At 54.8% G+C, this 12,035-nt stretch carries 11 protein-coding genes; 2 read left to right on the top strand and 9 right to left on the bottom strand.

Annotated features, from left to right (window positions below):
- Window positions 1-1,443: an NADH-quinone oxidoreductase subunit N gene (locus IK012_RS00330; RefSeq protein ID WP_290949180.1), complete on the top strand. Its 1,443-nt coding sequence runs from the start codon at window positions 1-3 to the stop codon at window positions 1,441-1,443.
- A gap of 134 nt (window positions 1,444-1,577) precedes the next feature.
- On the opposite strand, the gene hisB is transcribed toward IK012_RS00330, so the two are convergent.
- From hisB to IK012_RS00285, 9 genes are all read right to left on the bottom strand, one after another.
- Window positions 1,578-2,162: an imidazoleglycerol-phosphate dehydratase HisB gene (hisB, locus tag IK012_RS00325; protein WP_173378555.1), complete on the bottom strand. Its 585-nt coding sequence runs from the start codon at window positions 2,160-2,162 to the stop codon at window positions 1,578-1,580.
- Window positions 2,162-3,157 carry a helix-turn-helix domain-containing protein gene (locus tag IK012_RS00320; protein WP_290949174.1) on the bottom strand — a complete coding sequence of 332 codons (996 nt, stop codon included), beginning with the start codon at window positions 3,155-3,157 and terminating at the stop codon, window positions 2,162-2,164. The genes hisB and IK012_RS00320 overlap by 1 nt, the downstream gene beginning before the upstream one ends.
- On the bottom strand, window positions 3,154-3,726 hold the full coding sequence (locus IK012_RS00315; RefSeq protein ID WP_290949171.1) for a nucleoside triphosphate pyrophosphatase: 573 nt from the start codon (window positions 3,724-3,726) through the stop codon (window positions 3,154-3,156). Before IK012_RS00315 ends, IK012_RS00320 begins: the two co-directional genes overlap by 4 nt.
- Window positions 3,727-3,731: 5 nt before the next feature.
- Window positions 3,732-6,155 (bottom strand): putative LPS assembly protein LptD, encoded by a 2,424-nt coding sequence (locus tag IK012_RS00310; RefSeq protein ID WP_290949168.1) that lies wholly within the window; start codon window positions 6,153-6,155, stop codon window positions 3,732-3,734.
- A 170-nt stretch (window positions 6,156-6,325) separates the two neighbouring features.
- Complete coding sequence (locus IK012_RS00305; RefSeq protein ID WP_290949163.1) at window positions 6,326-7,141, bottom strand: PDZ domain-containing protein; 816 nt, start codon at window positions 7,139-7,141, stop codon at window positions 6,326-6,328.
- A 95-nt stretch (window positions 7,142-7,236) separates the two neighbouring features.
- Window positions 7,237-8,172, bottom strand: a complete 936-nt coding sequence (locus IK012_RS00300) for a hypothetical protein (RefSeq protein ID WP_290949158.1) — start codon at window positions 8,170-8,172, stop codon at window positions 7,237-7,239.
- A 75-nt stretch (window positions 8,173-8,247) separates the two neighbouring features.
- Window positions 8,248-9,366 (bottom strand): hypothetical protein, encoded by a 1,119-nt coding sequence (locus IK012_RS00295; protein WP_290949155.1) that lies wholly within the window; start codon window positions 9,364-9,366, stop codon window positions 8,248-8,250.
- Window positions 9,367-9,401: 35 nt separating this feature from the next.
- On the bottom strand, window positions 9,402-10,091 hold the full coding sequence (locus IK012_RS00290) for a pyrimidine 5'-nucleotidase (protein ID WP_290949153.1): 690 nt from the start codon (window positions 10,089-10,091) through the stop codon (window positions 9,402-9,404).
- Window positions 10,091-11,398 carry a deoxyguanosinetriphosphate triphosphohydrolase gene (locus IK012_RS00285; RefSeq protein WP_173383603.1) on the bottom strand — a complete coding sequence of 436 codons (1,308 nt, stop codon included), beginning with the start codon at window positions 11,396-11,398 and terminating at the stop codon, window positions 10,091-10,093. Before IK012_RS00285 ends, IK012_RS00290 begins: the two co-directional genes overlap by 1 nt.
- A 73-nt stretch (window positions 11,399-11,471) precedes the next feature.
- On the opposite strand from IK012_RS00285, the gene IK012_RS00280 reads away from it, so the two are divergent.
- Window positions 11,472-12,035, top strand: a 564-nt coding sequence (locus IK012_RS00280) for a S4 domain-containing protein (RefSeq protein ID WP_290949148.1), incomplete at its 3' end; no start/stop codon positions are given.

Raw genomic sequence — 12,035 nt, 5'->3', positions numbered from 1 at the left:
ATGTACAGCTTTTTCAACATGAACTTCATCATTCCCGACATTCTCCTGTTGCTGTTCCCCTTCATCGTCATCGGGAGCCGACTGTTCTGCAACTACCGCTCGCAGCTGCCCTGGCGCATCGCGAACTTCGGGTTCATCGCCATCTTCATCCTGCTGAACTTCATTCCGCTGGCTAGCGGCGAAGGTCGATTCTTCATCTGCAACTGGAAAATCGACGACTTCGGCGTGCTCATGCGCGAAGTCCTCATCATCTCCGCGATTCTCGGCATATGGCTTTCGAAGGACTACTTCGAGCACGGCGCAGACGGAAAACCGCAGATGCACCAGATTGCCGAATTCATCGGCGCCATCGCGTTCGCCACCTTCGGCGGCGTGACCGTCGTGTCGGCGTGCGACATGCTCACCTTCTTCCTCGGGCTCGAAATCGCGACCATCCCGATGTACGCCCTCACGGCCTGGAACAAGAAGGATCAGCTCGGAAGCGAGGCCGCTACCAAGTACATCCTGATGGGGTCCGTCGCGACGGCGTTCGAGCTCTTCGGCTTCAGCTACCTCTACGGCTTCTCGGGCTCGCTGCACTTCAACGAAATCCAGCAGGCGGTAGCCGCCGGCACCAACCCGCTCCTGTGGGTTTCCGTGCTGTTCCTCTTCTGCGGAATCGGGTTCAAGCTCACGCTCTTCCCGTTCTACACTTGGGCACCCGATGTCTACGAAGGCGCACCGACGCCAGTCACCGCTGTCCTTTCCGTGACCTCCAAGGCGACCGCCATCGCGTTCCTCGTGGTTCTCGTGTTCGGCCCCCTCGCCCCCATCCAGGAACAGATTGCCCCCCTCATCGCGCTCCTTGCGGGCACCACCCTCTTCGTAGGCAACCTCGGCGCACTCAAGCAGAGCAGGCTCCGCCGCTTCATGGCGTACAGTTCCATCGCGCAGGCGGGCTACATCATGGTGGCGCTTCTCGGGCCCGCGACAACAGCGAAGACGGCCATCGTCTACTACCTGTTCGTATACGCGGTTTCGAACTACCTCGCCTTCTTCATCTTCGGCATCATCGGGCACCACCGCGAAGAAACGTTCGCCTCCCTGCGCGGGCTTTCGAAGCAGAACCCGAGCCTCGCCGTAGCGCTTGCGATTTCGATGTTCAGCCTCGCGGGCATCCCGCCGCTCGCCGGTTTCTTCGGCAAGTTCCACCTGTTCTTCAGCGGTGCGTCCACGGGCCATTATGCGCTAGTCACCTTCGCTGTGCTGAACAACGTGCTCGCCCTCTTCTACTACATACAACTTATCAAGAGCGCATGGGTCGACGAACCCGATGGACACCTTTCGCCGCTGCGTCTCACCCGTCGCCAGCGCGGAGTCATCGTGGTGCTCAGTATCACCGTTGTAGCACTCGGGTTCATTCCGTTCCTCAGCAACAACGTGTTCGCCGGTTTTAGTTTTTAAGACTAAGTGGTCATAATTCGCAACCGCCCCAGTTTAATAACTGGGGCTTGTTGTTCACGGAGACTTCTTTTTGCGATTACAAAAGGCGCGAGCTAAATGCCCGCGCCTTTTTTATACTTCACAGCTTCTTCTAATTAAAGCACGCCCTTGCTGCTGGGCACGCCCTTCACATTGCGGCTCGGCGCAACCGCCATTGCGACCGCGCGTGCGAAAGCCTTGAAGATGCTTTCGAGGCAGTGGTGGTTATCGCTGCCGTAGAAGAGTTCGATGTGCAGGTTCATGCGCGCATTCTCGGCAACGCTCTTGAAGAAGTGTTCGAACATGCTCGCCTCGATACCGCCCGCCATGGCCGCAGGGAGCTTCACGTTCCACACGAATCCGATGCGGTTGCTGAAATCCAGGCAAACACGGGAAAGCGCCTCGTCCATCGGGACGAAGTAGAATCCGTAACGTTCGATACCCTTCTTGTCGCCCAGGCATTCAACCAACGCCTGTCCGAGCACGATGGCTATGTCTTCCATGCTGTGGTGCATGTCTACATTCGTATCGCCCTTGCAGGTGAGGTCAAGGCGAAAACCGCCGTGCACCTGAAAAAGATCGAGCATGTGGTCAAGGAATCCGTTTCCGGAATTCACGACGCCGCGCGACGCTTCGTCGAGATTCAGCGAAAGCTGGATATCCGTCTCGCCCGTCTTTCTGGAAATGTTAGAAACGCGCATTAGCGACCTCCCTTGGCCGGAACGATCTCGCCCGCGAACACGCGGAACTTGGCGACGCGGCCATACTTCATTTCGGGAATCTTTGTTTCCTTGCCGTTCAATTTCATCTTGGAAATGGCACGCGGTTCACCGATGACTACATACAAAGTATCATCCGAATCGTAAATCATGCGAGCGTCCTTCACGGCGATGTTCGCTTCCTTCACGAAGGAACCATCGTCTTCGTGGCGCTTGAGACCAATCCAAGAAACCATCGTACCCGAACCGATAAGTTCGAAATGAGTCTTGGTAGAAACTTCTTCTTTTTCCGTCTCGGATGTAGAAGAGATGAAGATCGTCGCAGAAGCGGGCAACTCGGATTTCTTTACGGCCTCATCCACGATTGCCTGCGTCACCACGTCCTTGGACTTCGCGACAGAATCCTTCGCCGTGGAATCAGCCTGCACCGAATCAGGAGGAACGACTTCCGCTCCTTCCGGTATTTCTTGCTGTGCGGAATCCGCTGCGACGGCATCAGTGCTCACCTCGGTTCCAGTCTTCTCGGCAACCGCGGGTGCCTGTTCGTCACTGCCCATTTCCTTAAGGAAATGAGACCCGACCACGAATGCCAGTACGATGACGGCAATGACAATGGGAACGGCCTTGCTGCGGGGCTTGCGTTCTTCATCCGTCATCGGGGAAATCTTCATGGGCTTCTCCGGAATCGGAGAAAGGAGGCTGGAGAACTTCGTACCGGCCTCGACCAGGTAATAATCGACAATCCTTCTCGGCTCGAGGCCGAGCTTCTCGCAAATGGAATTGAGGTAACCGCGAAGGTAGGCTTCCACCGGGAAGGCCTTCCAGTCGCCGCTTTCGATAAGCGTTATGGTTTTTACTGTGAGTTTCGTCACAGTGGCAAGTTGTTCCACGGTCATCCCCTTGGCCTCGCGAGCACGAGTCAAGTAGGAGCCAAGGCGTTCATCCGGGCGTTTATCTTCGATCGGGTTCGTATTCATACCTCAACCTCTTGCCTTGCCAGCATCTCTAACGTAAGGGCCACTGGCAAACCCACCACGTTGTAGTAACATCCAGAAATCGATTTGATGAGGCGCGCCCCGCGGGTCTGGATTCCGTAAGCGCCCGCCTTATCCATCGGGTCTTTAGAATTTACATAATCTTTTAGCTCATGTAAGGTGTTCTCTCTAAAAAGTACCCGTGTTTCTTCTTGTTGAGTATCAACGACTTGCGCATCTTTCGCGATTGCCACGCCCGTAATAACTTTGTGAGTTTTTCCATTCAGTTTTTGTAACATTTCGAGGGCTTCTTCGGGCGTTTTGGGCTTGCCCAAGGGCTTCCCATCCAGGAAAACGAGGGTATCGAACCCGAGGACGTAGGCCCCCGGTCGCATTTTCGAGACCGCGAGGGCCTTCATGGCGGCGTTCTCGCGGGGGAAATCGAGCGGATTTGAGCTCTTGGGGCACTCCTCCTCGTTGGAGACCACCACCTCGAAATCCACCCCTATCTGTGTCAAAATCTCTCGGCGTCTCGGCGAACCACTCGCCAATATTACTTTGTTCGTAATCATCTGTATTACTTCGTTTCCGTGCTTCCGGCATTGAGCTTGATATCGGGCAGGTCTCTCACGTAGAGAGCGAACGACCAACCCGCGGCAGGCCCGGTCGGTGTCCATGTAAAATCAAGCTGCCAGCAATGCAGGGTCCTGTTGAAAGTGAATTTGTGTGTAACAAACTTTCCTTCGTTGTAATCGTACTGCGTACTGTACGAAACTTCCCAGTTCACCGTCGGTTGGAACGACGCCGTAATGGAAGTCGAATGGCTTATGTTGTCTTGGAACAGGTCCTTGCCCACTCGCGTGCTGGAGAACGAATAGCGGTAGCTCAAGCCCAGTGACCACTTGCGCATCTCGTACTTGCCCATCTGCGATGGAAGCCCCGCATTGAACGTTCCGCTCCAGTGGAAACTGCGGCTGAAGTCATAGCCCCAGTACGTGAGTTCCGGGAACCGCACCTTGTTGGGTTCCATGGAATACTTGTGGTACATGCTGTGGCGCGTCGTGATAGTGAAAAGGTAATCCGGCAAAATCTGCAAACCGAAGGTCGAGCTGATGTCCGAGAAATTAAGGGAATCCGCCGCAAAGTTGTACGAAACGCTGTGACGCGTGGTGAGGAGTCTCCGGTTGCCGTACTGGTCTTCTACCGCCTTCGAGGTATCGCCCTTCGCGGAATCGGGCTTGTGGCCCACCACCTTCAGGTACTTCAAGTCCAGGTCATTGCCCAGGGAGAACCCGACGGTCTGCTGTTCCCTCTGGTACGGGGACTGCCCCAAATGCGGGTGCGGCGCGAAATACTTCACCGTGTCAATCTCGGGCGCATACGTGTACGACACGCTCGGGGAAAGGATGTGGCGCAGGCCCGTGAAGCGCCCGATTTCCGGGACCCAGATACCGTAAAGCTTGGTGTCGGCGGTGAGGCTGTAGTTGTGGTTGTACGCGAACTCACCGTAGGTGTTGTGCTCCGGGTCGAGGCTCGTGCGGCGCTTCCAGTACTTGCTCGAATCTTCGGGATTAATCCACGACTGCCCGGTCCAGAAACCGCTCCACGTCGCACGCGGCGTGATATTGATGACGTTGAACAGGGAGCCCGAATAGTCTAGAGAATACGTACCGGTGTAACCCACGTACTTCGCGGTCGTATCCATGTCGAGCGTGGTATCGCGGCCTTCTTCCATCTCGTAATTGAAATGGTTCGAGAAGCTGTAGTTGAGTTTCTTCAGGTACGAGAAGAACGAGCCGTCGGCAGCCGCGACTTCGTCGTCGCTGGTCTCGAAATCAAAGAGCGGACCGCTCATATTGAAGCGGATATCGGGCAACTGGCGGCGGATAAATCCGGTCACCAAGTTATGGTCCTGACTCGCCTTCACCGTAAGGCTCTTGTTCGTACCGAACTTGCCCGAGTAAGTGAGCGACGCGTTCGCCTGCTGGTTGAGGATCGTCTCCGCATCGAGCGCATTGTCCTTGCGCACGCTCTGGTCGCTCACGAACGAACCCGTACCGCTCAACGTATGCTTCCTGTCGGGCGTCAAGTTCTGGTTGTGCGAGAACGTAATGTCGTAGCCGCTGTTGCTGAAATCAAATTCATTGAGGTACGCCGTATACTTCAAGTTTCCATCGAGCATATAGCGCTTGTTGTACCGCACCTGCCCCGTCAAAGTCGAACGTTCGAACCGCGCCTCGTCGCCTTCGATAATGTCACCGCTGATGGTCGCATCCCAGTAGTCGTTCGGCGCGTAGTAGAAGCCGAGATTGCGCAAGTAGTAACCCTGCACCTGGTCGCCACCGAACTTGGGAGTGAGGAGACCCGACTTGCGCCCGCTCTTCAAGGGAGCAACGATCATCGGGAGAACCGCAACGGGAACATCGGCGATATTCAGCACGACAGGCCTGGCCGTGATGGTCTCCTTCGGCTTCACCACCATGCGGCGTCCGTAGAAGAAAAAATGCTGGTGCGTAGAATCGTTACACGTACTGAAATCACCGCGGGCAATCTGAATTCTCTGGTCGGGCAGGCGGCGCACCTCCATACCGTTCAACTGCTGGTTGTCCTGGTAGGTGGTCGCATAATAGATTTCGCCGATGCGGCTTTTCATGTTGTACTTGAGACGCATTCCCGAAAGCGAGGGGTTCTTCGTCTCGCGAAGGATAGGCCCGCCACCCGCGACAAGCACGCTGTTCCTCTGGTCGAACCAGATGGTATCCGCATCGAGCGTCGCGGTACGGTACTTGAGCTGCGCGTTGTTGTTCAGGTTGAACGTTTCCTTTTCCACGTCGTACACCAGATCGACAGCGTGATACTCGATGGTGTCCGTTCCCGTCGTGTCGTTCATCCAGTCGACCTCGGTCGTGTCTTCCTCGACCTGTTCGCGCTCCTCGAGTTCAAAGCGGGTCATGTCCTGCGCAAAGGCAGCAGGAGCAAAGACCGCTGTTGCAAAAAGCAAAACGGCCCACAGCAGACTATGGGTTCTAAATAAAATCACGTGCGAGCAAATATAGGAATATTCTATTCGGAAGCCCGCCATTTTTTGGTTAAAATATCAAAAGAAAAACCCCGCTTTTTGCGAGGCCTTTCAATTAAGAATTTATTGTTGCTTATTACTGGTGTTGCTTATTACTTCAACACTGCAAACTTGCCGGAGATGCCGAAGGACTGCTCGATGCTGACCATGTAGCGGCCGCTCGGGATGTTCTCGGAGTTCCAAGCAACGGAGTTGAATCCGGCCGGAGCATTATCCACACGCACAGTCGCGACCACTTCACCGTTCGGGTCGGAGACCTTCACGACAGTCGTGCCCGCAGTCTTGAGCGTAAAGGCGATAGAATTGCGGCTGAAGCCCTTCAGCACGGCGCCGTTAGACTTGACACCCTTGTTCGAATTCACCTTCGGGGCGACAACTTCGGCCTTCTTCACGAACACGCCGTTCAGGTTGCTTGCGGAAACCTTCTCGGCATCGCCCGCGACGACAGAACCGCGGCTCAACACGGCAAGCAGCTGCTTGTCGGTCTCGCTTCCGCTGGCAAACGTTTCAAGCTCCTGGGCATTGAATTCATCCTTGTCGCCATACCAGGCAGCGACATCCTCGGCGTTGAAATCCTTGACAAGCATGGATGTGCGACGCACGACAGCGGAGAGCGTATCGCCCTCGCTCACGTACGTGAGTTCGACCGGCTTATCAATCTGGCCGCGAATCTGTTCCTTCGAAAAATCGATGGTCTTGCCCTTCAGGGAAACACCGTCCACAGCGACAATAACGTCACCACTCTTAATCTTGGTTTCAGAAGCGGGACCACCGGGAATCACTTCGGCAACGAACACGCCAGCAGGCACCTGGTAAATCGTAACACCGATACCACCGAACTGTTCATCAGCCATAACAGGAGCGGCAAGCATGGCCGCAACAAGAGACGCCTTGACAAACTTTTTCATTCATTCTCCTTGAAATTCATTCTTTAATAAATATACTATAAAAAATGCAGAATATACCGCAAAAAACGCAGTTTTTTCGTAAAAAAAGCCCAAACTCACTCTTCCGAAGAAGATTCAGCCTTTTCGCGGTACGGGAATACCTCTTCGCCTATGACCAAGGTCTTTACGGAACCGCCCAATAGTTCCTTGTCGACAGTAAACGACAAATCTACCCAGGTGCACATGCACAAGGTTTCGGTATCCGGCATATAGCCAACGGTTGCATAGAGCGTATCGCCCTCGACGCGCACGCTGACACTACGGATAACCTTATTGCACGCACTGACAAGGCCCGTAACGAACACTTCCGCAGAACTTTCGGACTCTTCGACATAAAAAGTGCGATTCTGAGCCTTTTCGCCAAACTTTTCCTCAGAGGAAGTCTTCTTTAGGGACTTGCCCGCACCTGCCCTTTCAAGCAAGGTTTCATCAAACTCGCACGAACTGCCTTTGAAAACAGCCTTCCCCGACGTTACGTTTTCTTCCGGAGGAATCGCCAAGGATTCGTTCGTCGTTTCAGACAGTTCATGCAACGGGAAAACCTCGTTCCCAATGACCAGCGTCTTCGCTGATCCGTACTTTTTTGCTGCCGTAAACGACATGTCCACCCAAAAACAGAGGCAATCTGTCGCCACATCCGGCTCATAGTTTAGGGTCGCGTAGAGCGTATCGCCCTCCATGCGCATGCCTATATCACGAACAATCTTGTTGCAAGCATCGACAATTCCAGTGACCGAGAAAAGGACGGAATCGCCCTGGTCCACAACATAGAAACTACGTTCCGGCTCCCGCTCGCCCGCCGATTCCTCATAGACCATTTTCTTCAAGGCAAAGCCACCGTTTGCAGAGGCTTCTTCGAACCAGGAGTCGTCAAACTTGCACGAAGTCGAAACCTTGGATGTCTTATCCGTGCTCGACTGGATTGAAGAATCGTCCGAACATGCGGCAAGCATAAACGCAGCCACAGCGAATACAAAAAATTTTTGTTTCATGGTTTCCCCCTCTCTTAATTTATCATTTACCCTAAATATATACTCATGCGGAAAAAAATGCAACGTATTTTTCCGCTATTCCATCATCACGCCTTCATCCTCGTCACTCCCGTCATCGTAATCCTCGATGGTCTTGTCGCCCGGAACAATGATGAGCCCGAGCGTCACAGGTTCGCCCTTCAAGTTGATGTAGGCTTCCAGGTAGAGCTTGGTCGAAAGGCGGATCAGGCGCAAATCCAGCATGGAACCGCCCTTGTGGATGCTCTTGGGATTGAGATTGAAGAAAAGGAACTTCTTGTTGATGTACTCGAAACGGTCCTGCTCGTAATTGATCTGCCACTGCGAATTGCCGTCGTTTTCTTGGCGGTACAGGCAACGGTCATTATCGATATCGCATTCAAAACTCGCGCTTTCCTGGTAGCGTTTATTCCACTCGCGACTAAAGGCACAACTCTGCACGCGGCTTCCGCCGTTGCGCTGCTTGTTCAGCTGGTCGTTGATGACGACATAATCCATCTTCTTGTCTTTCACCTGATTGTAGACATTCATCAGGATGATGTAGGCCTCGATATTCTTGGGGCACTTGCCGTCGAGTTCCACTTCCTCGTGCGCCTTCAAGAGCGTCTGCTGCATGTCGAGGTCGATGGCATCGGGAATTTCGCTTTCACGGAGCTTGTCGAGCACCTTCTTCGGCGGGATGACGATAATCTTGTCGCCCTGCTTGATGGCATAGCCCAGCTGGTCACGCACGTAGTCGAGGCACTGCTGCACGTGGATATGTACCGTATTCGAGCCGCCCGAAACGAAGTCGACACCGATACGCACGTTCCATGTGGAAGCGTCGCTCTTGGAGCCCTTCACCAGTTCACAGAAAGGATCCTCGCGGATACCATCGATAAACACGATCTGCGCATTGAGCTTGGTGACAAGGGAGCCTTCCTTTTCCATCGCGCTACCAAGACTCCAGAAATTCGGATTCAGGCGGAGCACTTCGGCAAATGCCTTGTCGCCATCGAGCGCCGGGAGCAAGGAATCGTTACGGGCATTCTTCTCCTTCAGGAGTTCGGAATACTCCGTCGTAACATTCATGTTGTTGAAACCGTTTCGTGCAGCCGGAGCGGGGAACGACCACGAAAGCGATACAAAAAAGAAACCGAGCGCCAAAAAAAATGCAGTATGTATAGTACGTTTCATCGAGGTATAAAATACAAAAAATATAAAGTAAAGATTTACCGATGCGCACAACCCGCTCGGGAAGTCACCTCGGGGAGAATATCGGGCAAATTCATCAGATGCGGGATATGGAAGTCCACCCAGGCGGGGGCTTCGACGTTCGGGTTTACGAGAATGGTGGTCCAGCCGCGGGCATGCGCGGGTTCCAGGTTGCGCAGGGAATCCTCGAGCAGCACGATTTCGCTCGGGTTCGCGGGCATCGCCCATCCCTTTTCCGGCAAAACGCGTTCCAGCCAGCGTTCCATCTTCACGTACGCGCTATCGTGCGGTTTGCCTTCCCAGCCGAGCATCTTCAGGTCGAACACGCCGTCTATCGCGGAATCGATTCCCATGTGGGCCATGCCCGCTTCGCTCCAGTCATGACGCCCGTTGGTAAACACGAAGCGCGGTCCCTTCAAGCCCAGCAACAGCGCGAGCTTTTCCGGAGCCTCCTTGGGGTAAATCAAGTGTTCCGGTTCGTGAATGAAGTCGAAAAAATCGTCCGGGTCGGTGCCGTTCATCGCCATGAGGCCCGAAAGCGTCGTGCCGAACCGCACCAGGTATTCCTTGCGGATTCGCGTCGCATTTTCAAAATCCCCGCCCACGGTCTTCTGCACGAAAAGAGCGATGCGCCTGTCGAGCGAATCGAGGACAAAGCGTTCCTCTTCCCCGTACAACGTAAGGTCGTAATCGAAGAGCCAGACCATCAAACGCCCATAGCGAGGCCGCCAATCTGGCGCGCCAGATACGTCGCGTAGTTGTCGGTCATGCCGCTCACGAAATCGAGCACCTGGTGGTAGGCCTCGGCCGCGGAAACGCTCTGCCCGATTTTAGCCTGCCCGATAAGGCGCACGATTCGGTCGGCACGGTACGAATTCTTGCCGTTCTGGCGGTAGTCGTAGACACCGTTGATGAAGGCGTCGAGCACGGTCGCAAGCGTCGTGTAGCTACCCACTTCGAGTTCCGTCTTGCGGCGGTCCGGGTAAATGCGTTCCTTCCCGAGGCGCTTGCCGATGCGGATTCCCCACATCGGGCTCGAATTCGAGAGGTCCATCAGGTGCTTGTCCAGCGTGCCGTTCATAATCTCTTCGTAATGCTTCACGAACACGACGGCGACATCGTCAATCAGGTTCTGGATAGCCTTCCCGCGGATGCTGCTCAGGAAGTCGCGGAAATTGCGCCCGTTTTCCTCGTATTCGTGGTCCACGTCCACATCGGGGCCACAGAGGTAGCTGAACATGTCGCGCACGTCGCCGTAACTCAAGATCCCGAGTTCGATGGCGTCTTCCACGTCGAGAATGGAGTAGCAGATATCGTCGGCAGCCTCCATCAGGTAGACCAGCGGGTGCCTCGTCCAGCGGCCCTTCTCAATCTGCGGGAGACCGAGCGTCTCAGCCGTCATCTCGTACAAATCGTATTCCGTCGAAAAAAGGCTCGTCGGGCATCCGTACATCGCGAGCTGCGGATACTTGATCATCGAACCGATAGTCGCATAGGTCAGGCGCATTCCGCCATCGAGGAAGTGGTATTCCAGTTTGCTCAAGATGCGGTGCCCCTGCGCGTTGCCGTCGAAGTTCTCGAAGTCGGCCATTTCACGGTTGCTCAGGCCACGGAGCGGGTCGCTGTTCCTGTTCTTGCGGAACCATTCGCGGATGGCGGCCTCCCCCGCATGTCCGAACGGCGGATTGCCGATATCGTGCGCAAGGCACGCGGACTGCACGATGGTACCGAACTGGTATTCATTGATATACTTGGGCAAGTACTTCTTTATCAGGTGATAAACCGTAATCGCGAGGCTGCGGCCCACGCTCGAAACCTCGATGCTGTGCGTGAGGCGGCTGTGCACATGGTCGTTCACGGAGAATGGGTGAACCTGCGTCTTGCGGCCAAGCCTGCGGAAAGCCGTCGAAAAAACAATGCGGTCGTAATCCCTGTGGTAATCGGAGCGGTTCGGATCCGGGTCGGCGGGATGTCCATACCGCGTCGCCGACAAAAGAGTTTCCCAATTGAGCATGATGCAAATATAGATAAATGCGTGCGTTCTTTTTTTTCTAAATTGCATTTAAAACCAAAGTTAAAAAGCCGCCATGATTACTCGCGTTATAGACCGCAACTTCGCCAACATGCGCCTCGACAGGTTCCTGCGCAAGGCATTCCCCGATGAATCCCTGTCCGTATTCTTCGCCGTCATCCGCAAGAAAAAGGTCCGAGTGAACGGAGTCATCGGCAAGGCGAACCAGATGCTCCAGGAAGGCGACACCGTCTGCATCTACGAGAACTTCAAGAGCGTGGAAGGGGAAAGCGTTCCCCTCGCTTCTGCCACGGCATCCGCTACCCCTTCTAGCGGGGACACCCCGCAACGCCCCGTAACCGAGGAAACACAAGCAAAATCCGGTTTCGCGAAGAACAAGTCCACCTGGGGCAAGGCGCTCTCTCCGGCAGAAAAGCAGTCGTGCTGGGGCGTCAAGGAACTCGACATCGTCATCCAGACAGAAGACTACGTCGTCGTGAACAAGCCCTCGGGACTTGCAAGCCAGCCCGGTTCCGGAACGCGCCCCGGTGAAAGCCTCGTGGAATACCTTTGGGAATGGGGCCGCCGCGAAGGCCTCGACTTCAAGCCCACCATCGCGCACCGCCTCGACCAGGAAACC

The organism is Fibrobacter sp. (assembly GCF_017551775.1).
Taxonomy (GTDB): Bacteria; Fibrobacterota; Fibrobacteria; order Fibrobacterales; family Fibrobacteraceae; genus Fibrobacter.
The sequence above is the reverse complement of the archived record's forward strand: the minus strand, read 5'-3'. Positions and strand labels throughout refer to the sequence as shown.

Excerpts from the sequence above, each read along its gene's own strand:
- IK012_RS00290 (WP_290949153.1), bottom strand. The coding sequence starts at position 10,091 with ATGGTCTGGCTCTTCGATTACGACCTTACGTTGTACGGGGAAGAGGAA.
- IK012_RS00330 (WP_290949180.1), top strand. The coding sequence starts at position 1 with ATGTACAGCTTTTTCAACATGAACTTCATCATTCCCGACATTCTCCTG.
- IK012_RS00295 (WP_290949155.1), bottom strand. The coding sequence starts at position 9,366 with ATGAAACGTACTATACATACTGCATTTTTTTTGGCGCTCGGTTTCTTT.
- IK012_RS00300 (WP_290949158.1), bottom strand. The coding sequence starts at position 8,172 with ATGAAACAAAAATTTTTTGTATTCGCTGTGGCTGCGTTTATGCTTGCC.
- hisB (WP_173378555.1), bottom strand. The coding sequence starts at position 2,162 with ATGCGCGTTTCTAACATTTCCAGAAAGACGGGCGAGACGGATATCCAG.
- IK012_RS00315 (WP_290949171.1), bottom strand. The coding sequence starts at position 3,726 with ATGATTACGAACAAAGTAATATTGGCGAGTGGTTCGCCGAGACGCCGA.
- IK012_RS00305 (WP_290949163.1), bottom strand. The coding sequence starts at position 7,141 with ATGAAAAAGTTTGTCAAGGCGTCTCTTGTTGCGGCCATGCTTGCCGCT.
- IK012_RS00285 (WP_173383603.1), bottom strand. The coding sequence starts at position 11,398 with ATGCTCAATTGGGAAACTCTTTTGTCGGCGACGCGGTATGGACATCCC.
- IK012_RS00320 (WP_290949174.1), bottom strand. The coding sequence starts at position 3,157 with ATGAATACGAACCCGATCGAAGATAAACGCCCGGATGAACGCCTTGGC.